The following is a 20,828-nucleotide window of genomic DNA, read 5'->3' as shown; positions in this document are numbered from 1 at the left end:
CCCGTCCCGAGGACCCCGTGACCGCCACCCTGGCCCCTCCCCCGGCGCCGTCCGCCGAGCCGCCGCGCCGCCCTGTGCTGCGCCGATGGCGGTGGCTGCTGCTGGGTGGCGCACTGCCGTTCGTGCTGGTCGCGCTCGCCCGGTCCACCCGGTTCGCCGAGGGCGACACCTACTGGCAGGTCACCACCGGTGCCGAGATCCTGCAGCGCGGCACCACCTGGCTGGTGGAGGACGACAGCTGGGACGCCGCCGGCACGCCGTGGCACCCCAACTCCTGGCTCTACGACGTGCTCGTGGAGCGGGCGTGGGCGCTGGGCGGCTGGGCCGGCCTGGGGTGGTGGACGGTGCTCACCGTCTCCGCGGTCGGGCTGGCCGTGGCGCTGGTCGGGCGGGGACTGGGCGCGTCGACCCCCGTGCTGACGGTGGTGTCCACCGTCGCCGTCGTCCCGCTCGTGGTGTGGCTCTCGGCCCGGCCGCAGACGGTCAGCTACGCCCTGGTCGTGCTGGTCGTCGGCCTGGCCGCGCGGGTGCTCGGTGCCCGCGGCGTGGCCCGGCCGGCCGCCGGGTGCCTCGCCCTCGTCGCCCTGACCGCGCTGTGGGTGAACCTGCACCTGGCCGCGCTCGGCGGGCCGGCCGCGGTCGGCGCCGGCGCGGGTCTGGCCCTGCTGGCCGGTCCCGGCCGCGCGCTGCTGCGCGACCGCAGCACGCTGCCCGCGGCCCTCGCCGCGCTCGCCCGGGCGGGCGCCGTGGTGGCCGGCGTCGGCCTGGGCTGCCTGCTCAGCCCGCTGGGCACCGGCATCCTCGCCGCCGCCGGGCACACCGCCGGCGCGTCGGTGGAGCTCATCGACGAGTGGGCGCCGCTGTGGCGGGCCAAGGGCTACCTGGTGCTGACCTGGGCCGTGGCGCTGGTGTCCCTGCTGGTCCTGGTCGCGGCCTGGGGCCGGTCGGCCCGCACGGGCGGCACGCCGTCCTGGTTGCCGTACTGGGTCGGCGCCACCGCCGCGCTGGTGGTCGGCGGGCTGACCGCCGCCCGGTTCTCCCCGATGGCGCTGCTGGTCGCGCTGCCGGCCGTGGCCGCGGTGGTCCCGCTGCTGCGGCCGGTCCGGCTGCCGTGGCTGGTGTCCCGGCTCGCGCTGGCGCTGCCGGTCGCCGTCGGCGTCGCGGTGCTCAGCGTGGCGGTCACCGAGCTGCCGCAGTTCGGCCGTCCCGGCCCGCTGTTCCCGTCCGCGGCCACGGTCGCCGCCGTCCCCGACGGCTGCCGGGTGCTCAACGAGTACGACGAGGGCGGCCTGCTCACCCTCCTGCGCGGGGCGGACGGCGTGCTCGTCTCCGCCGACGGCCGCAACGACGTCTACGGCATGGACACCCTGGTGTGGACCGAGCAGCTGATGCGCGGGCACGACGGCGCGCTGGCCGCCCTGGAGGAGCACGGCGTCGGCTGCCTGCTGCTCGAGCCCGACCGTCCCCTGGTCGCCCAGGCGGTGGCCGCCGGCTGGCGGGTCACCGCCCGGGACGACGTCCGGGTCCTGCTGGTCGCCCGCTAGCCGGCCGCGCCGTCGACCGAGGCGACCTCGCCCTCCGGCGGGGGCACCTGCAGCGCGACGAGGAACCGGCTGACCATGGCGTAGCCGCCGATGGTCACCATCAGCTCGACGATCTCCCGCTCGCTGAACTCCGCGCGCACCTGCTGGAAGAGCAGGTCGGGGATCTCGACGCCGAAGGTCGAGGTGTCGGCGAGCTCGAGCACCAGGTTCTGCCGGTAGTCGAAGTGCTGGTTGGGGTCCATGTCGTACAGCGCGTCGATCTGCGCGTCGGTGACCCCGGCGCGGCGGGCGGCCTCCTTGTGCGCCACCCACTCGAAGGCCGCGTTGTTGAGCACCGCGACCCGCAGGATGGCCAGCTCGCGCAGGTCGGCGGACAGCGAGGACTTGTGCCGCAGCGCACCGAGCAGCTCGTTCCAGCCGTCGGCCACCGGCGGGCTGTGCAGCAGCAGCTTGTCCAGCGACGACAGCTCGCCGCCTCGGCGGGCCGCCATGCGCTGCGCGACCGGCTCGGCGTCCGCCCCGATCTCGGGGAAGGGCAGCCGGGCCGGCTGGGTGGACTCGTGCCGGGCGCCGCTCACCGCGAGCCCCCCGCCAGGACGCCGGCGGGGTAGGCGCCACCGGCCACCAGGGTGCGGGCCATGCCCTTGGCCAGCTCCACCACCCGCCCGGTGCGGTCGGCCCCCAGGTGCTCGAAGGGCTGCACGCTCAGCATGTCCGTCGCCTCCTCCACGGCCCCGCGCAGGGCCACGCCGTCCTCGGTCAGGCCGTGCTCGTCGAGCAGGCCCCGTTCGGTGAGCCGCGCCTGCGCCGCGCTCCACTCCTCGTCGGACCAGCCGCGGGTGCGCTGCGCCGCCTCGACGGTGAAGCCGCGGCCGGTCGCGGTGTGGCTGACCAGCGCCTCCAGGCCACCCAGCCCGTGCTGCTGCAGCGCCATGAGGTGGCCGTCGCCGCGGTGCTCGCGCAGCAGGGTGGCGGCGTGCCACAGCCGGCCGACCGGGTCGGCGGGCCAGGGCACGTCGGCGTGGCCGGCGTAGAGCGGCCGCGCCTCGGGGGTCAGCGCCGTGCATGCCTCGGCGAGCAGGTCGCCGAGCTCGACGACCTGCTCGGTCGGGGTGTCTGCGAGCAGCCGGGTCAGCGAGGCGGTCGCGCTCGCCCAGCGGGCGGCGACGACGGCGTCGGGGGAGGCGAGTGTCCAGCAGCGCGGGACGTGCCGGGCCACCAGCGACGGGGAGAAGTTGTAGAACGTGGCGACGACGACGCCCGGGCCCACCGCGCCCATCGGGGCGGCGCGGCCGGCGAAGTAGGCCATCCGCCCGGGCCGCAGGCCGGTGGCGGCCAGGTGCTCCTCGTGCTCGGGCGAGAAGTAGTGGTGCGAGTGCAGCGGCTCCAGCGACCGGTGCGCGCGCGCCGCCAGCCGGGCGTCCACACCGGGGGGTGTGAGCTGATCCACAGTGACCATGCCCGGACCCTACTGGTCGGTCAGCCCCGCGCAGGCACCTGCACCGACCACGACACCTCGGTGCGCTGCACCGCGAACCCCATCGCCGCGTACAGGCCCTGCGCCTCGCTGGTGTTGTCGGTGTCCACCTGCAGCGAGGCGGTGTCGCAGCCGGCGTCGGCGGCGGCGTGCAGGGCGGTCGCGATGAGGGCCTTGGCCAGCCCCCGGCCCCGCGCGGCGGGCACGACGCCGATCTGGCCGTAGTAGGCGTCGACCCTCCCCGTCGCGGCGGTGTCGGCCTCGTGCACGTAGGCGAGCACGTAGCCCAGCACCGCGCCGCTCTCGACCGCGAGCACCGAGAGGTCGGGCCGGAAGGCGCGCTGGCCGGTGAACATCGACTCCCACGAGGTGCGGTCGCGCTCGCTGGAGCCGTAGTGGTCGGTGAAGGCGGCGTTGTGCGCCAGCCGCACCTCCTCGTCGCGGGGCCAGTCGAAGGGCTGCAGGTCGACCCCGGCGACCTCGCGCCGGTCGGGCAGGCCGGTCAGCGGGCGGCTCATCGAGGCGAACCAGCGCACCGCCTCGAACCCGGCCCGCCGCAGCAGGCCCTCCAGCCCGGCGACGGAGGCCAGCCCCAGCACGGTCAGCCGGGCCGGGGCGGCGGGCTGCCGCTCGGCGTGCACCTGCCGGCCGCGCTGCACCTGCCAGTCCAGCAGCGCCCGGCCGATGCCCTCGCCGCGCCGGTCGGGGTGCACGGCGCCGTCCAGGTGCACGCCGTAGGCGTCGCGGAAGGTGGGCGGGGCGACCACGGCCCCGACGGCGACGACGTCGGGGCCGTCGAGGACCACCCGGGTGTCGCGGTCGGTCTCCACGAAGGGGGCGAACCAGTACTCGGCGAGGTCGTCGGCGTCCCAGTGGTGGCCGGTGTCGTCGACCCGCTCGGCGGCGGCGTACAGCTGCGCGACCGCGGGGAGGTCCTCCCGGGTCAGCGGGCGGTCGGTGAGTCCGGCGGGGAAGGGCACCCCGGCGACCCTACTCAGAGCCCGAACAGCGCCGAGGCGTTGCGCCACAGCACCGCGCGCAGCCACTCCTCCCCCAGGCCCAGCCGGTGCAGCGCGGCCAGCTGGTGGGCGTAGGGGTAGGGGATGGAGGGGAAGTCGCTGCCCAGCAGCACCTTGCCGCCCAGCGCGGCCAGCCGCGGCAGCAGGTCCCGCGGGAAGGGCATCAGCCGCTCGGTGAAGTCGGTGGCGAACATCGTGGTGTCCAGCCGGACGCCGTCGTAGGTCTCGGCCAGGGTCAGGAACTCGGCGTACTCCGGCATGCCCAGGTGGGCGATCGCCAGCTGCAGGCCCGGGTGGCGCTGCAGCAGCCCCTGCATCGGCGCCGGCCCGGTGTGCTCCCCCGCCAGCGGACCGGACCCGCAGTGGATGACCACCGGGGTGCCGGTCTCCTCCAGCCGGGCCCACACCGGCTCCAGCAGCCGGTCGCGCGGGTCGAAGGACCCGACCTGCACGTGCACCTTGAACACCCGCGCGCCGCCGTCGAGGGCCTCGGGCACGTAGTGCGCGGCCTCGGGCTCGGGGAAGAACGTGGCCGACGGGATGACCTGCGGGTGCTGGTGGGCGAACTCCCGCGACCAGTCGTTGAGCCCCGCGGCCATGCCCGGCCGGTGCGGGTAGTTCAGCGCCGAGAACGCCCGGACGCCGAGGTGGTCGAGCCGGGCCAGCCGCTCCTCCACCGAGCCGCGGTAGGTGATCGGCCACTCTGCGCCGTAGTGCGTCCCGGCCTGGTCGAAGTACGCCCAGACCGCGGCCTGCACCCGCTCGGGCATGAAGTGCACGTGCACGTCGGCGAGCCCGGGCAGGCCGAGCTCGCCGACGAACCTCGGGACGTCGGCGTCGTCGACCGGCGGCGGCACCGTCATCCCGGCGTCCGTCATCGCAGGGTGACGACGACCTTGCCGCGGACGTGCCCGGCCGCGACCAGCTCCTGCGCCTGCGCGGTGCGCTCCAGCGGGAAGGCCTTGGCGACCGGCACGCGCAGCTGGCCGTCGTCGGCCAGGCGGGCCAGCTCCTCGAGGTCGTGCGGGTCGGGCCGGACGAACACGTACTGCCCGCCCAGGTCGTTGACCGCGGGGTCGACGACGGAGGCGATGCGGGAGGGGTCGCGCACCTGGTCGGGCGCGTCGGCCAGGGTGGCCCCGCCGACGAGGTCCAGGACGGCGTCCACCGGCTCGGACAGCTGCTCGCTCAGCGGGCCGTCGGCGTAGTCGAACACCTCCGCGCACCCGGCGTCCCGCAGGAAGCCGTGGTTCTTCGCGCTCGACGTGCCGATGACGTGCGCGCCCAGCGCGACCGCGATCTGCACCGCGTTGAAGCCGACGCCGCCCGAGGCCCGGTGCACCAGCACGCGGTCGCCCTCGCCGACGTCGAGCGCCTCGGTGAGCGCCTGGTAGGCGGTGAGCCCGGCCAGCGGCAGGGCGCCGGCCTCGGCGAAGGACAGCGACCGCGGCTTGTGCGCCACGCACCGCTGCGGCGCGGCGACGTACTCCGCGCAGGTGCCCAGGCCGACGTCGTCCCGCCGCACGTAGCCGAACACCTCGTCGCCCGGGGCGACCGAGGTCACCGCGGGGCCCACCTGCTCCACCACGCCGGAGACGTCCCAGCCGGGCACGACCGGGAAGTGGTGCGGGAACGCCCCGGCGAGCCCGCCGGAGCGGATGGCCATGTCGACCGGGTTGACGCCGGCGGCGTGCACCCGGACCAGGACGGTGTCCGGCCCGACCGGCGGGACCGGCAGGTCCTCGCGCAGCTGCAGGACGTCGACGTCGCCGAAGCGGTCGTAGGCGATGCCCCTCATCAGCCCGGGCATCAGCGGCGGCCCTTCACGTAGCGGCCGAAGGCGCGTTCCATCTCGCGGCGGCTGTCGCGCTCGGCGAGGTCCTGGCGCTTGTCGTAGGTCTTCTTGCCCTTGGCCAGCGCGAGGGTGGCCTTGGCGCGGCCGTCCTTGAAGTACAGGTCGAGCGGGACGAGCGTCAGCCCGCCCTCCTTGGTCTTGCCGATGAGCTTCTCGATCTCGGCGCGGTGCATGAGGATCTTCCGCTTGCGCCGGGGCGTGTGGTTGGTCCAGGTGCCCTCGGTGTACTCGGGGATGTGCACGTGGTGCAGCCACACCTCGCCGTCCTCGACCATGGCGAAGCCGTCGACCAGCGAGGCACGACCCTGGCGCAGGCTCTTGACCTCGGTGCCGGTCAGCACCAGGCCGACCTCGTAGGTGTCGAGGATCGAGTAGTCGTGCCGCGCCTTCTTGTTCTGGGCGATGAACTTGCGCCCCTGTTCGCGTGGCATGGGGCCCAGGTTAGTGGGCCCCCGCCACCCGGATCCCGGCTACAGCCGGACGTACAGGCGCAGCGTCACGTAGGCCGCGATCGCGGCCAGGCCCACGCCGGCGGCGGCGATGATCGGGCTGATGGTGGCGATGACGCCCCAGTCGACCGGCGGGATGATCCCGGCGCGGATCGGCCCGGCGAGGGTGCGGTCGATGAACAGCACCTTGGTCAGCACCAGGCCCACCGTGGCCAGCACCGCGCCCAGGAACCCGGCCAGCGCCGCCTCCAGGATGAACGGCAGCTGGGTGTACCAGCGGGAGGCGCCGACCAGCCGCATGATGTTGGTCTCGTTGCGCCGGTTGAAGGCCGCGAGCTGGATCGTGTTGGAGATGAGCAGCAACGCGGCCAGGGCCTGCACGACGGCCACCGCGATCGTCGCGTTGCGTGCCCCGTTGAGCAGGCTGAACAGGCGGTCGAGGAAGTCGCCCTCGTCGCGCACCTGGTCCACGCCGTTCTCGCCGTTCGGGAACTCCGCGGCGATCACCGAGTAGCGCTCGGGGTTGACCAGCTCGACCCGGAAGCTCTCCGGCAGCGCGTTCGGGTCGGTGTTCTCGACCAGCGCGGGCTGCTGGGAGAACTGCTCGGTGAACCGCTGGTAGGCCTCGGCCTTGGACTCGTAGATGTAGTTCGCGACCTCGGGCGAGGCGTCCAGCTCGGCGGCGATCGCCTCGCGCTGCTGGTCGGTCACGTCGTCGGTCAGGTAGATCGAGACCTGGACCTTGTCGTAGTAGATCGCCCGCATGTCGCTGATCATGTTGGCGATGACCAGGCCGGTGCCCATGAGCGCCAGCGAGATGCCGGTCGTCAGGATCATGGCGACCGTCATGGTCAGGTTCCGACGCAGCCCGGTGGCCACCTCGGAGAGGACGAAGTTGACGCGCATGGGTTCCTTCGGGAAGTCGGGGGTCGGTCAGCGACCGACGCCGTAGACGCCGCGGGACTGGTCGCGCGACACCTGGCCGTCGTTGAGCTCGATCACGCGGCGGCGCATCGAGTCGACGATGTGGTAGTCGTGCGTGGCCATCACCACGGTGGTGCCGGTGCGGTTGATGCGCTCCAGCAGCAGCATGATGCCCTGGCTGGTCTCGGGGTCCAGGTTGCCGGTGGGCTCGTCGGCGAGCAGCACCAGGGGGCGGTTGACGAACGCGCGGGCGATGGCCACGCGCTGCTGCTCGCCACCGGAGAGCTCGTTAGGCAGCCGCTCGGCCTTGCCCTCCAGGCCCACCATCTCCAGCACCTCGGGCACGACCCGGCGGATGGTCCGCTGGGGCTTGTTGATCACCTCGAGGGCGAAGGCGACGTTCTCGGCCACGGTGCGGTTGCGCAGCAGCCGGAAGTCCTGGAAGACGCAGCCCATCGTGCGGCGCAGCTTGGGCACCTGCCACTTGCTCATGGTGTTCAAGGTCTTGTCGTTGACCTTGATCGTGCCCTTGGTCGGGTTGTCCTCCTTCAGCAGCAGCCGCAGGAAGGTGGACTTGCCCGAACCGGACGAGCCGATGAGGAAGACGAACTCGCCCTTGTCGATCTCCATGGAGACGTCGTCCAGGGCCGGCCGCGGGGACGTCGGGTAGACCTTGGTGACGTGTTGCAGTTCGATCACGGGAGATGACCGTACCCGCCGAAGCTGGTCATCCTGGTCGGCTCGCCGTGTCTCACACCGCGTCCGCGGTGGCCTCCTGCTCCTTGCGCCACCGGATGCCGGCCTCGATGAAGGCGTCGAGGTCGCCGTCGAGGACGTTGCCGGGGTTGCCGCTCTCGGTCTCGGTCCGCAGGTCCTTGACCATCTGGTACGGGTGCAGGACGTAGGAGCGCATCTGGTTGCCCCAGCTGCTGCCCTCGCCCTTGAGCGCGTCCAGCTCGGCCTTCTGCTCGGCCTGGCGGACCACCAGCAGGCGGGCCTGCAGCACCCGCAGCGCCGCGGCGCGGTTCTGGATCTGGGACTTCTCGTTCTGGCAGGACACCACGATGCCGGTGGGGATGTGGGTCAGCCGGACGGCGGAGTCGGTGGTGTTCACCGACTGGCCACCGGGGCCCGAGGAGCGGAAGACGTCGACCCGGATCTCGTTCTCGGGGATGTCCACGTGGTCGGTCTGCTCGACCACCGGCAGCACCTCGACGCCGGCGAAGGAGGTCTGCCGGCGGCCCTGGTTGTCGAAGGGCGAGATGCGCACCAGCCGGTGGGTGCCCTGCTCGACCGACAGCGTGCCGTAGGCGTAGGGCTGCTTGACCGCGAAGGTGGCCGACTTGATGCCGGCCTCCTCGGCGTAGGAGGTGTCGTAGACCTCGGTCGGGTAGCCCTTCCGCTCGGCCCAGCGCAGGTACATGCGCAGCAGCATCTCGGCGAAGTCGGCGGCGTCGACGCCCCCGGCCTCCGACCGGATGGTCACCAGGGCCTCGCGGCTGTCGTACTCACCGGACAGCAGGGTGCGGACCTCGAGCTCCTCGATCGACTTCTGCAGGCTGTCGACCTCGCGCTCGGCCTCGGCGCGGGTGGCCTCGTCGTCCTCCTCGGCGGCCATCTCCCACAGGACGGCGGCGTCGTCGATGCGACTGCGCAGCTCCTCGACGCGGCGCAGGTCGCCCTGCAGGTAGGACAGCCGGGAGGTGATCTTCTGCGCGGCCTCGACGTCGTCCCACAGGTCGGGCGCGCCGGCCTGCTGCTCGAGGTCGCGGATCTCGTCGCGCAGGTCGTCGAGCTTCATCACGGTCTCGATCGAGGCCAGGGTCCCGTTCAGGTCGTCCAGGCGGGAGGAGAAGTCGGCAGCCACGAGGGTCGAGGGTAGTCGCGCCCGGGGGATCCCCGCGTCAGCCCGCGAGGTGGCCCCACTCGGGCGCGAGCTCGGACCACGGACCGGTCGCGGCCACCCGGCCGCCGTCGAGGACGACGACCCGGTCGGCCAGGGCCAGCGCGGCCCGCTTGGAGCTCGCGCCGACCACCGTGGCGCCCCGCTCGCGCAGCGCGCCCCACAGCTCCAGCTCGGTGCGGGCGTCCAGCGCGGAGGACACGTCGTCGGCGAGCACCAGCTCGGCGCCGGTGGCCAGCGCGCGGGCCAGCGCCAGCCGCTGCACCTGCCCGCCGGACAACCGCACCCCGCGGTGGCCCACGAGCGCGCCGACTCCCCCGGCGTCGGCGACGTCGCGCTCCAGCCGGGCGTCGGCCAGCGCGCCGCCGATCTCGCGGGCGTGGCCGAGGGCGACGTTGTCGGTGATGGTCCCCGAGAGCACCCGCGGCACCTGGGCGACGTGGGCGACCTGGCCGGGTCGCAGGAACAGCTGCGGGTCGCCGACCTCGGTGCCGTTCCAGCGGATGGCGCCCTCGTGGTCGACCAGCCCGGCCAGCGCGGCCAGCAGGCTGGACTTGCCCGAGCCCACCCGGCCGACCAGCAGGGTCAGCGAGCCGGCCGGCACGTCGAGGTCGACCCCGGCCACGCCGACCGTGCCGTCGTCGTGCACGGCGGTGACGTCGTCGAGCTCCAGCCGGCGCAGCGGCACCCGGTCGGCGTCCGGCGGCGGGGGCGCGACCCCGGCGACCAGGTCGACGTCGGGCGGCAGACCGACCAGGTCGTCGCGGCCGGCCAGCGCGGTCGCCTCGCGCAGCCACGCGCCGGCGATCGGCCGCTCGACGACGACCAGCCCGGCGGTGATGCCGTACCAGGCCGCGCCGGACACCGCGGTGGTGACCGTCAGCGCGGTCGCCAGGCCCCAGACGTCGATCAGGTACAGCCCCCAGGCCGCGACGATGCCGACCTGCACCAGGACGACGGCGGTGCCCTCGAGCATCGTGCGGATGCGGGTCTCGCGGACGGTGGCCTGCACCCGGAGGGCGTCCACGGCCTCCAGGTGGCGCTGCACCGGGCCGGTGGCGGCGGCCAGCTTGACCGTGCGCACCGCCTCCAGCGCCGAGGCCAGGGCGCGGCCGAACGCGGCGCGGCGGTCGCCGGCCAGCCGCCCGGCCCGGCCCGCGACGGGGGCACCGAGGAAGGCCACCAGCACCGACCCGACGATGACGCCGCCGGTGATCGCCCCGGCCAGCGGCTGCCCGGTGACCAGCACGGTGAGGGCGGTGACCGCGGCGCCGATGCCGACGTCGACCCACCGGTCGGCCCAGTTCATCAGGCGGTCGGAGTCCAGCGCGCGGGCGGTGACCTCGCCGGCGGGGGTGCGGGCCAGCCGGTGCTGCTCGGTCTGCCCGCGCAGCACGGCCAGCCGCAGCCGCAGCGTCACCGCCGTCCACCACACCGGGTAGACCAGGAACGCCCAGGCGACGAAGACCGTCGAGGCCAGCAGCGAGACCGCCAGCAGCACCGACTGCCCCGTCGGGTCCTCCCCGGCCTGCAGCCCGGCCACCAGGTCGCCCCACAGCGCGCCGGTGAGCACGCCGTAGGTGCCGCACAGCGACGCGGCCAGGAAGGTGAAGGTGCCCACGACGCCCCACCGCGGGTGCGCCAGCAGCACCCGGGCGATGGTCGGGCCCAGCCGCACCCGGGGTGCCGGGGGCGCCGGGCGGGGGTCGCGCCGGTCGGTGCGGGCGACCAGGCCGACGTGCTGCACGGGGGCGGCGGGCGCGGGCGGGGCGTCGACCGCCCCGGCGCTGCCGGCAGCCACCAGCAGGTCGCGGAACGGGCCGATGGTCGAGGCCAGCTCGGCCCGCGGGCCCTGCTGCACCACGCGCCCGCCGTCGAGGACGGCGACGGTGTCGCACCAGCGCGTGGTGCCCAGCCGGTGCGCGACGACGACGCCGGTGCGCCCGGCCAGCAGCCGGCGGGCGGCCCGGGTGACCAGCTCCTCGGTGGTGGGGTCCATCCGGGCGGTGGCCTCGTCGAGCACGACGACCTGCACGTCGCGGACCAGCAGCCGGGCGAAGGCGACAAGCTGCTCCTGCCCCGCGGACAGGGTGACCCCGCGCGGGCCGAGCACGGTGTCCAGGCCGTCGGGCAGCGAGGCCACCCAGCCGTCGATGCCGAGCTCGGCGACGGCGCGCTCGACGTCGGCGCGCGGCAGGTCGGCGAACAGCGTGATGTTCTCGGCGAGGGTGGCGGCCAGCAGCTCGGTGCGCTGGGTGACCACGCCGACGCCGGCCCGCAGCTGCTCGAGGTCCAGCGCCGTGACGTCGACGCCGCCCACGTGCACGGTGCCCGGCGGCGGGTCGACGGCCCGGGAGAGCAGCTTGGCCAGGGTGGACTTGCCGGCGCCGCTGCGGCCGACCAGCGCGCAGGTGGTGCCCACGGGCACCGACCAGTGCGGGACCTGCAGCGTGAAGGGCTCCTGGTGGCCCTCGGTGCGGTAGGAGAAGTCGAGGTCGCGCACCTCGATGCCGGCGCCGGTGAGCGGGGCGCCGCCCTGCGGCTCGGGCTCGGCGGACATCAGGGTGCGGATGCGGGTGAGCGCCCCGATGCCCTCGTGCATCTCGGGCAGGTGGTGGTTCACCTCGTCGAGCCGGCCGACGAAGGTGGTGACCAGCAGCCACAGGGTGACCAGGGTGGCGACGTCGAGCGTGCCGCGGCCGACGAGCGCGATCGCGGCCAGCGCGAGGGCGGCCAGCATGCCGTGCAGCACCAGGCCGCTCCGCAGCGCGACCCGCGCGCCGATCCTGGAGGTGCGGGCGTTGCGCCGCAGGATCTCCGCCGACCGGGTGGCGAACTGGGCGAGCACGTGCGGCTGGCCCAGCGAGGTGCGGACGTCGTCGCGGCCGGCGACGGCCTCCTCCAGCTGGGCGGCGCCGTCGGACCAGGCCTCCTCCTCCACGGTCTTGGACGCGGCCAGCCGCGGGGTGAGCCGGCGGACGGCGGCCAGCACGACCACCGCAGCGAGGGGGAAGGCGATCCAGGCCGGCCACCACACCAGACCGGCGGCGACCCACGCGAGACCGGAACGCAGCACCGCGCGGCCCATCGCCCAGCCGGTGATGCGCAGCAGCGTGGACAGCTGGCGGGTGTCGTCGTCGACGCGGTCGATGAGCTCGCCGACGCCCTGGCCCTCCAGCGTGGTCAGCGGCTGGTGCAGCGCGGCGTCGAGCAGGTCGGCGCGCAGCACGCCCTCGGCCCGGCCGACGGCGGTGGCGAACAGGGTGCGCCCGACCACCTCGGCCAGCGCGGACCCGACGAGCAGCACGGCGAGGACGGCGAGCAGCCGGCCGGTCGGGCCGTCGGCGATGCGGCCGGCCGCGACGGTGCCGAGGGTCTCGGCGACCGCGGCGACGACCGCGAGGACGACGGCCACGGTGCACCCGGGCCCGGCCAGCCGCCGCCAGCCCAGCGGTGCGTGCTCCCGCACCCCGTCCACCCCCGTCGTCCGCGTCGTCCAGCCCTGTCCCCCCGCACGCTACGGACGGGGTCCGACAGCGCGCGCCTGGTTTTCCGCCGGCGGCGGGTCAGCCGGCGAGGGCGGCGCGGCGGCGGCTGCGGGAGCCCAGCCAGCGCGGCAGGTCCTCGGCCGGCATCGGCCGGGCGATGACGAAGCCCTGCGCGTAGGTGCAGCCCAGCGCCGCGACGGTGGCCAGCTGCTCGGGTGTCTCCACGCCCTCCGCGACGCTGCGCATGCCGCACGCGCGGGCCAGGCTGACCACCGTCTCCACCGCGGCGGCGGACTGGCTGGCCTGCTTGTGGCCCGACCCGGCGATGCCCTGCACCAGCGACTTGTCGATCTTGAGGATGCCGGCCGGCATGGAGACGATCTGGCCCAGGCAGGAGAAGCCGCTGCCGAAGTCGTCGATGGACACCTCGATGCCCGACACCCGCAGCTCGGCGAACTGCTCGGCGGCGCGCTCGGGGTCCTCGGCGACGCTGGTCTCGGTCAGCTCCAGCACCAGCCGCTCCGGCCGCAGGCCGCTGGTGGTCAGCGCGCGGGTGACGTCGGAGACCAGGGTGCCCGAGCCCATGTGGGTGGCGCTGATGTTCACCGCGGCGGTCAGCGGCAGACCCATGGCGTCCCAGGCGGCGGCGTCGCGGGCGACGGTGGCCAGCACCCAGCGGGTGAGCTCGTCGACCAGGCCGCTGGCCTCGGCGACCGGGACGAACTCCGACGGCGGCAGCAGCCCGCGCTCGGGGTGCTCCCACCGCACCAGGGCCTCGACACCGGTGACGGTGCGGGTGCGCAGGTGCAGCAGCGGCTGGTAGTGCACGACCATCTGGCCGGCCTCGATGGCGTCGCTGAGCTCGGTGGTCACCCGCAGCCGGCGCTGCGCGCTGGCCCGCAGGTCGTCGGAGAACGCGGTGACGGTGTTGCGGCCGGCGGCCTTGGCGGCGTACTTGGCCAGGTCGGCGTCGCGCACCAGGTCGGCGGCGGTGTGCGTGCCGGCGTCGGCGACCGCGACGCCGATGCTGGCGGTCAGCGGCACCATCGCGCCGGCGAGGGCGAACGGCTCGGTGAACGCCGCGCGGCAGCGCTCGGCGAGGTCGTGCGCGCCGGCGGCGTCGACGTCCCGGCCCAGCACGACGAACTCGTCGCCGCCCATCCGGCCGACGGTGTCCAGCTCGCCGACGGCGTGCGACAGCCGGGAGGCGACCTGGCGGATGAGCAGGTCGCCGGCGTCGTGGCCGAGGCTGTCGTTGACCGACTTGAACTCGTCGACGTCGAGCACCAGCACCGCGGTGGACCGGCCGTCGACCCGGGCGAGCTCGGCCTCGACCAGCTCCTGCAGGTGCACCCGGTTGGGCAGGTCGGTGAGGTGGTCGTAGAGCGCGCGGCGGGCGCCGTCGCGGACGGCCTCGACGCTGGCGGTGATGTCGGTGTGGGTGACCACCAGCTGGCCGGAGTCGTCCAGCCGGGCGGCCTGCACGTGCACCCAGCGGCCCACCGGGGCCGGCCCGAGGGCGACGTCCACGGAGACGGGGGCGCCGCCGTGCTCGGTCAGCTCGCCCAGGCCGTCGAGCAGCACCCGGACGTCGTCGTCGTCGCGGGCGGCGAGCACGGCCTCCGCGTAGTCGTCCCCGACCGACAGCGGCAGCACGGTGCCGGCGAGGTCGGCCTGCGCCCAGGCGGCGTTGCGCACCAGGACCGTGCCGTCGCCGTCGAGCAGCACGGTGGGCGCGGGCAGGGCGTCCAGCACCGCGGCGGGGAGGGCGGGGGCGGGGGGCGCGGGCCGCCGGGAACGGTGCCCGCCCGCACGGCCGCCGTCCGCGAGGGGGACGGCGGGTGACGACACGGTCACCACCCTAGGGAACCGCGGGCCCTCCGCGCGTGCCGACGACCACGGTTGCACGTTGCATCTGCGTGACGTCGTCCCACCAGCCCCACGCGTGTCCCCGCTCAGGGGTCGACGTAGCGGTCGCGCTCGACGACGAACTGACCGGTGGCGGTGTTGGCGTCGACGAAGTCGGGCAGCAGCGGCACGCGAACGGTGACGGTCACGCAGACGCTGAACTCCTCCCCCGGCACCAGCGCCGGGGTGTAGCCGCCGTTGCTGGCGGTGCACTCGACCCCGGCCGGCAGGTAGGCCACCCGGACGTCCGTAGCCGACACCGACTGGTCCTCCACCGCCAGCGCCGCGGCCGCCTCTGCACGCGCCTGCCCGGTCACGGGGTCGGGCGCGGTGCCGATGGCCCGGCCGGCCTCGCGGGCGGCGGCGTCGGCGGCGAACACGCCGCGCTGCACCGCGGAGAAGCCGGCGACGAGGTAGACCAGCGGCACGAAGACGACCAGCGCGACGAAGACGAACTCCACGATGGCCGACCCGCGCTCGCCGTCGTCGGCCTCTGTCACGGCCCCTCCTCCACGGCCCGGCCGGTGACCTCCAGCGGCAGCAGGTCGCCCAGGGCGGCCAGCAGGCTGGGCACCGCGCCGGAGCACCGGACGACGACCAGCACGAGCCCCGACGCGTCGGTCTCCTGATCCGCGGTGCAGGTCAGGCCGGCCGCGGTGCGGGCGCTGGTGGCGGCGGCGACCACCTCGAGCGCCCGGTCGGCGCCGGCCGCGGCGGGCACGTCGGCGTTGGCGGCGTACCGGGCACCCTCCTGCGCGCTCGAGGTCGCGACGTTGCGGACGTGCACGTAGACCGCGACCTGCAGCACGGCCAGGAGCAGGACGACGACGAGCACGGAGACCAGGGCGAAGTCGACGACGGCGCTGCCCCGCTCGGCGTCGCGGCGGTGGGGGTCAGCCGCCACCGCTGGTGACCGAGGTCAGCGCGTTCTGCACCGCGGCCACGATGGCCTCGCGGAACGGGATGAGGATGGCCAGCACGAGCGCCGCCGTCATCACGGTGATCATCACCCAGCCCGGCACGTCGCCGCGCTCGTCGTCCTCACCCCGCAGGCGGTCGACGAGGGCGGCGAGCACCACGGTCAGGACGGTCATGCGGGTCTCCTCACTGGGCCAGGGTCACGATGCTGACCAGGCCGGGGAACAGGGCGAACAGCACGGTCACCGGCAGCACGAGGAACACGACCGGGACCATCATCTGGATCTCCTTGGCGCCGCCGGACTCCAGCAGCCGGCGCTTGCCGGCCTCCCGGACGTCGGCGGCCTGGGCGCGCAGCACCTCCGCGAGCGGGGTGCCGCGCTCGATGGCCACGACGACGCCGTCGACGAAGCGGGCCAGCGCGTCGACCGAGGTGCGGTCGGCGACCTCCTGCAGCGCGGTCACCAGCGGCACGCCGGCCCGGGCACGGCCCAGCGCGCCGCCGAGCTCGCGGGCCAGCTCGCCGCCCGACAGCCGGGTGACCCGGGCGAGCGCGGCGACCGGGCTCTCCCCGGCGGTGACGGCGAGGGCGAGCAGCTCGGCGACGACGGGGAACTCCGCCAGCAGGAGGGCCTCCCGGCGCTGCACCTGCCGGGTCAGCCACCAGTCGCGGCCGAGCACCCCGGTGAGCAGCCCGCCCAGGCAGACCAGCACGGCGCTGAGCAGCACCAGCCCGCCGGTCAGCCCGGCGACCACGACGGTGACCAGGCCGCCGGCCAGCAGCCCGAGCCCGCCCCACACGACCTGCTCGACCCGGAAGTCCTCGACGGTGGTCCCGGCCCCGAGCGCGTCCAGCCGCCGCCGGACGGCGACCCGCCCGCCGAGCAGCCGGTCGACGAAGCGGGCGCCGTCGGTCAGCGCGGGGCCGAGCACCCGGCGCGCGGCCGAGAGCAGGCCGGGCTCGGTGGCGGTGCCCAGCAGCCGCGAGGGCGCCGGGGTGTCCGCGACGTAGGGCGCCAGCCGGTCGACCAGCCGCACCGGCCGGGACGGCGGGGCGTACCGCAGCACCAGGACCAGGCCGCACGACGCGGCGAGGCCGAGCAGGATGCCGACCACCCCGGGGCTCACGCGAGCACCCGCAGGTCCTCGGGCAGCCGGCCGATGCGCAGCATGAGCCGGTAGGCGGCCAGGCAGACCGCGCCGCCGCCGAGCAGGATCGCGGTCCCGACCGGGCTGTCGTAGGCGTCGAGGGTCTGCCGCTGGGTGGCCAGCAGGAGCAGCACCACCCAGGGCGCGGCGACGGCCAGCCGGGCGGCCTGCACGATCCAGCCCTGCCGGGTCTCCAGCTCGGCTCGGGCGCGGGCGTCCTCGCGGAGGAACGTGGCCAGCGTGCGCAGCACCCGGCCCAGGTCGCTGCCGCCGACCTCGCGGGCCACCCGCAGGGTCTCCACGATGCGGTCGCCGACCGGGTCGGCCAGGTCGTCCTTGAGCCGGTCGAGGGCGTCGGCGAACCGGCCGGTGGCGCGGTGCTCGGCGGCGAAGCGGGCGAACGGCGGGCGGAGCACCTCGGGGCCGCGGGTGGCCAGCGCGGCCAGGGACTCCGGCAGCGACAGCCCGGCCCGGACGGCGGAGGCCAGGTTGTCGACGACCTCGGGCCACACCTCGCGCAGATCGGCGCGGCGCTTGCCGGCCAGCCGGCGGACCAGCAGGTGCGGGGTGGCCGCGCCGAAGACGCCGAAGGCCAGGGAGATGGTCACCGTGCCGGTGGTGACCAGCACGACGACGGCGGCGAGCAGGCCGAGGCCCACCTGCAGCGCGGTGAGCTGGGCGGGGTTGACGCCGGTGAGGCCGGCGGCGGACAGCAGCTGCCGCCGTCGGCCGGGCCGCCGGGGCCCGGTGCGTCGCTGCGGTGCGCGGGGCCCGCTGCGCCAGACGAGCAGCAGGCCGACGCCGAGCGCCAGGCCGAGCAGGGCGCCGGGGACGGTCACCGCCGCTCCCCCAGCAGCGCGGGCAGGTCGAACCCGGCGGCGGCGAACCGCTCGGGGTGCGGCGGGTAGCCCCCGGCGCGGACCAGCCGGCCCTCGCGGGTGGTGAACACGTCGGCGGTCTCGATGACCGCGCCCTCGGCCCGCCCGGGCAAGGCCACGACCTCCCGCACCCGGCGGTGGCCCGAGGGGTCGGTGCCGACGTGGACGACGAGGTCGACGCTGCTGGCCACGGTGGGGACGACGAAGGCGTGCCCGATGTTCTCCCCCGCCAGCAGCGGGAGCGTGCACATCTTCACCACGGCCTCGCGGGCGCTGTTGGCGTGCAGCGTGCACATGCCGGGCAGCCCGCTGTTCAGGGCGATGAGCAGGTCCAGGCACTCCTCCTGCCGCACCTCGCCGACGACGAGGCGGGAGGGCCGCATCCGCAGCGCCTCCTTGACCAGCCGGCGCAGCGGGACCTCCCCGGCGCCCTCGAGGTTGGCCTGCCGGGTCTGCATCGACACGACGTCGGGCAACGGGACGCGGAGCTCGAACACCTCCTCCGCGGTGATCACCCGTTCCCGGGCGGGGATCGCCGCGCACAGGCAGTTCAGCAGCGTGGTCTTGCCTGCCTGCGTCCCGCCGCTGACCAGGATGTTCAGCCCGGCGGCGACCGCGGCCTCCAGGAACCGGGCCACCTGCGCGGGCAGCGTGCCGAGCGCGACGAGCTCGTCGAGGCTGTGCGCCTGCAGCACGAACTTGCGGATGTTGACGGCCATGTGGCGCCGGGTGATGTCGGGGATGACGACGTGCAGGCGGGACCCGTCGGGCAGCACCGCGTCGACGAACGGGGTCGACATGTCGACCCGTCGACCCGACGTGCGCAGCATCCGCTCGACCAGGTCGGCCAGCTGCCCCGGGCCCAGGACGGTGGTGGTCAACTCGCTGCGACCGCGCCGGGCGACGAACACCCGGCCGGGCTCGTTGACCCAGATCTCCTCGACCTCGGGGTCGTCCAGCCAGCGCTGCAGCGGCCCGAACCCGGCGACCCGGTCCAGCACGTCGCGCAGCACGCCCTCGGGGTCGGCCAGCGGCGGCAGCGAGGAGGACGCGGCCCGCTCGGCGTAGTCGGCCACCACCTCGCGGGCCAGCGCCCGCACCGGGGCCGGGTCCACCGCGGGGTCCAGGCCGCGCCGGCGCACCAGCTCCCGGACCTCGGCGTCGACGAGGTCCAGCGCGGTCGCCGCGGCGGGCAGCACGGACACGCGTTCCCCCGTTCGACGTGGTCTTCGACCAGCGCAAACTACGAGGACGCAGGGTTCCGCAGAAGGCCGTGGGCACGGGCTGTGGACAACCCGGCGCACGCGTACCCGATCGGGTGACGGCGGGTTCGACGGACCGGAACGGCCCGGCCACGGTGGGTCAGCACACGGAACCGGCCCGACCGATATCCTGCGCGCCACCGAGACGACCGCGGAGGTACCCGTGCCCGAGACCACCGGGGCCAGGACGCTGCTGGCCACCGCCGTCGACCGCTTCTACGACCTCGTGCTGGACGACCCCGCCCTGGCCACCTGGTTCAAGGGCGTCGACATGGCCCGCCTGCGCCGGCACCAGGCCGAGTTCCTCGGCAGCGCGCTGGACGGCGGCACCAGCCGGTTCGACCTGGTCCGCGCGCACGCGGGCCTGGGCATCGACGACGTCGCCTACGACCGGGTGTGCGCCCACCTGCTGTCGGCGATGGCCACGGTGGGCGTCGGCGAGGGCTACCTCAAGGAGCTGCAGCAGGCGGTCGAGGGCCTGCGCGACCAGGTCGTGGAGGCCTGACCGCCCGCTGCGCCGACCAGCTCAGAACTGCAGCACCAGCCGGCCGCGCACGCCGCCGGCCTCCAGCCGCGCGTGCGCCGTCGCGCCCTCGGCCGCGGGCAGCACGTCGGCCACCCGCAGGGTGACCTCGCCGGCCTCCGCCTGCGCGCGCAGCGTGTCCAGCGCGGCGGCGTTCTGCGCGTAGTCGCGCACCATCACCGGCTCGAACCGCACCCCGCGGGCCAGCGCGTCGTCCTCGCCGCGGTAGCCGCGCACCGTCGTCACCACGCCGCCGTCGCGCACCGCCCGCGCCACCTCGGCACCCTGCAGGGACCCGTCGGCCAGGCCGTCGACCCCGCCGGGGTAGCGGTCCAGCACCGCGTCGGCGAAGCCGGCACCGCGGTCGAGCACCACGTCGGCGCCCAGCGAGCGGACCAGCTCCCGGTCGGCCTCGGCGGCGTCGGCCACCACGACCAGGCCGTCGACCTTGGCCAGCTGCACGACGTAGCCGCCGAACGCGCCGGCGGCGCCGGTCACCGCCAGCACCTGCCCGGGCGCCAGGCCCATCCGGTCCAGGGCGAGCCGGGCGGTGAGCCCGTTCATCGGCAGGGTCGAGGCCGCGGCGTCGTCGGCGCCGGCCGGCACCGGCGCGACGGAGGCGGCCGGCAGCACGATCTGCTCGCGGTACCCGCCGTGCGCACCGACCGGGACGACGATGCCCATCACCCGGTCACCCACCGACAGCGGGGTGTCGGTTCCCTCGCCGACCTCGTCCACCACGCCGGCGACGTCCATGCCGGGGATCCACGGCATCTCCTGCGGGGCACCCGGGCGCTGGGCGTAGGTGCCGTTGCGGGCGTAGGTGTCGGTCGGGCTCACCGCGGCGGCGGTGACCCGCAGCCGCACCTCCCCCGGGCCGGCGTGCACCTCCGGCACGTCGAGCAGGTGCAGGGCCTCGGGCCCGCCGAACTCGGTCACTCCGACAGCTCTCATGCCCAGGACCAAGGCACCGGACGCCGTCCGTGATTCCCACAGCCGGCGTGCAGGTGCCTCTGTGCGCGCCGTCAGGGTCGCAGCCGACCGTGCCCCCATGCCCCCGCTGATGGCCCCCTCCGGCGAGCCCCGCACCGCCGCCCCGGTGCTCGACGTCGTCGTGCCCGTGCACGACGAGGAGGCCGACCTCGAGCAGTGCGTCCGCCGCCTGGACGCCCACCTGGCCACCCTGCCCTTCAGCTACCGCATCACCATCGCCGAGAACGCCAGCACCGACGGCACCCTCGACGTCGCCCAGCGGCTGGCCGCCCAGCTGCCCGGCGTCACCGTCCGGGTCGAGACCGAGCCCGGCCGCGGCCGCGCGCTCAACCGCGCCTGGGCCGCCAGCGACGCCGCCGTCCTGGTCTACATGGACGTCGACCTGTCCACCGACCTCAACGCCCTCCTGCCCCTGGTCGCCCCGCTCATCAGCGGCCACTCCGACCTGGCCATCGGCACCCGGCTGGCCGGCTCCTCCCGCGTGGTGCGCGGGGCCAAGCGCGAGTTCATCTCCCGCAGCTACAACCTGCTGCTGCGC

The 20,828-nt window shown here is 75.2% G+C and carries 21 protein-coding genes; 3 read left to right on the top strand and 18 right to left on the bottom strand.

Features of this window, described 5'->3' with window-relative positions; genetic code table 11:
- Nucleotides 1-17 precede the first annotated feature (17 nt).
- Nucleotides 18-1,544, top strand: a complete 1,527-nt coding sequence (locus tag BM158_RS19950; RefSeq protein WP_091563807.1) for a hypothetical protein — start codon at nucleotides 18-20, stop codon at nucleotides 1,542-1,544.
- On the opposite strand, the gene BM158_RS19945 is transcribed toward BM158_RS19950, so the two are convergent.
- From BM158_RS19945 to BM158_RS19865, 17 genes are all read right to left on the bottom strand, one after another.
- Nucleotides 1,541-2,122, bottom strand: a complete 582-nt coding sequence (locus BM158_RS19945; protein WP_229827873.1) for a carboxymuconolactone decarboxylase family protein — start codon at nucleotides 2,120-2,122, stop codon at nucleotides 1,541-1,543. The genes BM158_RS19950 and BM158_RS19945 overlap by 4 nt on opposite strands.
- Nucleotides 2,119-3,003: an SCO6745 family protein gene (locus tag BM158_RS19940; RefSeq protein WP_091563804.1), complete on the bottom strand. Its 885-nt coding sequence runs from the start codon at nucleotides 3,001-3,003 to the stop codon at nucleotides 2,119-2,121. The genes BM158_RS19945 and BM158_RS19940 overlap by 4 nt, the downstream gene beginning before the upstream one ends.
- Nucleotides 3,004-3,023: 20 nt before the next feature.
- Nucleotides 3,024-4,001 (bottom strand): GNAT family N-acetyltransferase, encoded by a 978-nt coding sequence (locus BM158_RS19935; RefSeq protein WP_091563802.1) that lies wholly within the window; start codon nucleotides 3,999-4,001, stop codon nucleotides 3,024-3,026.
- A 14-nt stretch (nucleotides 4,002-4,015) separates the two neighbouring features.
- Entirely contained in the window at nucleotides 4,016-4,918 is a 903-nt protein-coding gene (locus BM158_RS19930; protein WP_229827874.1) for an amidohydrolase family protein, read from the bottom strand.
- Nucleotides 4,915-5,838 carry an NADP-dependent oxidoreductase gene (locus BM158_RS19925; RefSeq protein WP_091564053.1) on the bottom strand — a complete coding sequence of 308 codons (924 nt, stop codon included), beginning with the start codon at nucleotides 5,836-5,838 and terminating at the stop codon, nucleotides 4,915-4,917. Before BM158_RS19925 ends, BM158_RS19930 begins: the two co-directional genes overlap by 4 nt.
- An 11-nt stretch (nucleotides 5,839-5,849) precedes the next feature.
- Nucleotides 5,850-6,326 (bottom strand): SsrA-binding protein SmpB, encoded by a 477-nt coding sequence (gene smpB / locus BM158_RS19920; protein WP_091563799.1) that lies wholly within the window; start codon nucleotides 6,324-6,326, stop codon nucleotides 5,850-5,852.
- Between the two features lie 39 nt (nucleotides 6,327-6,365).
- Nucleotides 6,366-7,250: a permease-like cell division protein FtsX gene (gene ftsX, locus BM158_RS19915; protein WP_091563797.1), complete on the bottom strand. Its 885-nt coding sequence runs from the start codon at nucleotides 7,248-7,250 to the stop codon at nucleotides 6,366-6,368.
- A 27-nt stretch (nucleotides 7,251-7,277) separates the two neighbouring features.
- The gene (gene ftsE / locus BM158_RS19910) at nucleotides 7,278-7,967 is read right to left on the bottom strand and encodes a cell division ATP-binding protein FtsE (protein WP_091067689.1); all 690 of its coding nucleotides are present in this window, start codon (nucleotides 7,965-7,967) and stop codon (nucleotides 7,278-7,280) included.
- A gap of 52 nt (nucleotides 7,968-8,019) precedes the next feature.
- Nucleotides 8,020-9,135 carry a peptide chain release factor 2 gene (gene prfB / locus BM158_RS19905; RefSeq protein ID WP_091563795.1) on the bottom strand — a complete coding sequence of 372 codons (1,116 nt, stop codon included), beginning with the start codon at nucleotides 9,133-9,135 and terminating at the stop codon, nucleotides 8,020-8,022.
- A gap of 37 nt (nucleotides 9,136-9,172) precedes the next feature.
- Nucleotides 9,173-12,640 carry an ATP-binding cassette domain-containing protein gene (locus BM158_RS19900; protein WP_207506823.1) on the bottom strand — a complete coding sequence of 1,156 codons (3,468 nt, stop codon included), beginning with the start codon at nucleotides 12,638-12,640 and terminating at the stop codon, nucleotides 9,173-9,175.
- Between the two features lie 97 nt (nucleotides 12,641-12,737).
- Nucleotides 12,738-14,510 (bottom strand): putative bifunctional diguanylate cyclase/phosphodiesterase, encoded by a 1,773-nt coding sequence (locus BM158_RS19895; RefSeq protein ID WP_165629038.1) that lies wholly within the window; start codon nucleotides 14,508-14,510, stop codon nucleotides 12,738-12,740.
- A 104-nt stretch (nucleotides 14,511-14,614) separates the two neighbouring features.
- On the bottom strand, nucleotides 14,615-15,067 hold the full coding sequence (locus BM158_RS19890; RefSeq protein WP_229827875.1) for a hypothetical protein: 453 nt from the start codon (nucleotides 15,065-15,067) through the stop codon (nucleotides 14,615-14,617).
- Entirely contained in the window at nucleotides 15,064-15,471 is a 408-nt protein-coding gene (locus BM158_RS19885) for a TadE/TadG family type IV pilus assembly protein (RefSeq protein WP_091563786.1), read from the bottom strand. The genes BM158_RS19890 and BM158_RS19885 overlap by 4 nt, the downstream gene beginning before the upstream one ends.
- A complete protein-coding gene (locus tag BM158_RS19880) occupies nucleotides 15,461-15,661 on the bottom strand; it encodes a hypothetical protein (RefSeq protein ID WP_091563784.1) in 201 nt (66 codons plus the stop codon). The genes BM158_RS19885 and BM158_RS19880 overlap by 11 nt, the downstream gene beginning before the upstream one ends.
- 10 nt (nucleotides 15,662-15,671) lie before the next feature.
- Nucleotides 15,672-16,613: a type II secretion system F family protein gene (locus tag BM158_RS19875; protein WP_091563782.1), complete on the bottom strand. Its 942-nt coding sequence runs from the start codon at nucleotides 16,611-16,613 to the stop codon at nucleotides 15,672-15,674.
- Nucleotides 16,610-17,473: a type II secretion system F family protein gene (locus BM158_RS19870; RefSeq protein ID WP_091563780.1), complete on the bottom strand. Its 864-nt coding sequence runs from the start codon at nucleotides 17,471-17,473 to the stop codon at nucleotides 16,610-16,612. The genes BM158_RS19875 and BM158_RS19870 overlap by 4 nt, the downstream gene beginning before the upstream one ends.
- Nucleotides 17,470-18,717 carry a TadA family conjugal transfer-associated ATPase gene (locus tag BM158_RS19865; RefSeq protein WP_091563778.1) on the bottom strand — a complete coding sequence of 416 codons (1,248 nt, stop codon included), beginning with the start codon at nucleotides 18,715-18,717 and terminating at the stop codon, nucleotides 17,470-17,472. Before BM158_RS19865 ends, BM158_RS19870 begins: the two co-directional genes overlap by 4 nt.
- A gap of 220 nt (nucleotides 18,718-18,937) precedes the next feature.
- Between BM158_RS19865 and BM158_RS19860 the strand changes: the two genes are divergently transcribed.
- Nucleotides 18,938-19,279, top strand: a complete 342-nt coding sequence (locus tag BM158_RS19860) for a group I truncated hemoglobin (RefSeq protein ID WP_165629037.1) — start codon at nucleotides 18,938-18,940, stop codon at nucleotides 19,277-19,279.
- A 21-nt stretch (nucleotides 19,280-19,300) separates the two neighbouring features.
- Here BM158_RS19860 and BM158_RS19855 read toward each other — a convergent pair whose 3' ends face one another.
- Nucleotides 19,301-20,236 carry an NADP-dependent oxidoreductase gene (locus tag BM158_RS19855; RefSeq protein ID WP_229827876.1) on the bottom strand — a complete coding sequence of 312 codons (936 nt, stop codon included), beginning with the start codon at nucleotides 20,234-20,236 and terminating at the stop codon, nucleotides 19,301-19,303.
- Between the two features lie 112 nt (nucleotides 20,237-20,348).
- Here BM158_RS19855 and BM158_RS19850 point away from each other — a divergent pair.
- Nucleotides 20,349-20,828 (top strand): glycosyltransferase (locus BM158_RS19850; RefSeq protein ID WP_131802091.1); only part of this gene is annotated, 480 nt, incomplete at its 3' end.

It is taken from the genome of Klenkia taihuensis, assembly GCF_900112525.1.
GTDB lineage: Bacteria > Actinomycetota > Actinomycetes > Mycobacteriales > Geodermatophilaceae > Klenkia > Klenkia taihuensis.
The sequence above is the reverse complement of the archived record's forward strand: the minus strand, read 5'-3'. Positions and strand labels throughout refer to the sequence as shown.

What these genes read in the sequence shown, in the direction of transcription:
- BM158_RS19930 (WP_229827874.1), bottom strand. Translation starts at nt 4,918, where the DNA reads ATGACGGACGCCGGGATGACGGTGCCGCCGCCGGTCGACGACGCCGAC.
- BM158_RS19940 (WP_091563804.1), bottom strand. Translation starts at nt 3,003, where the DNA reads ATGGTCACTGTGGATCAGCTCACACCCCCCGGTGTGGACGCCCGGCTG.
- BM158_RS19925 (WP_091564053.1), bottom strand. Translation starts at nt 5,838, where the DNA reads ATGAGGGGCATCGCCTACGACCGCTTCGGCGACGTCGACGTCCTGCAG.
- smpB (WP_091563799.1), bottom strand. Translation starts at nt 6,326, where the DNA reads ATGCCACGCGAACAGGGGCGCAAGTTCATCGCCCAGAACAAGAAGGCG.
- BM158_RS19880 (WP_091563784.1), bottom strand. Translation starts at nt 15,661, where the DNA reads ATGACCGTCCTGACCGTGGTGCTCGCCGCCCTCGTCGACCGCCTGCGG.
- ftsX (WP_091563797.1), bottom strand. Translation starts at nt 7,250, where the DNA reads ATGCGCGTCAACTTCGTCCTCTCCGAGGTGGCCACCGGGCTGCGTCGG.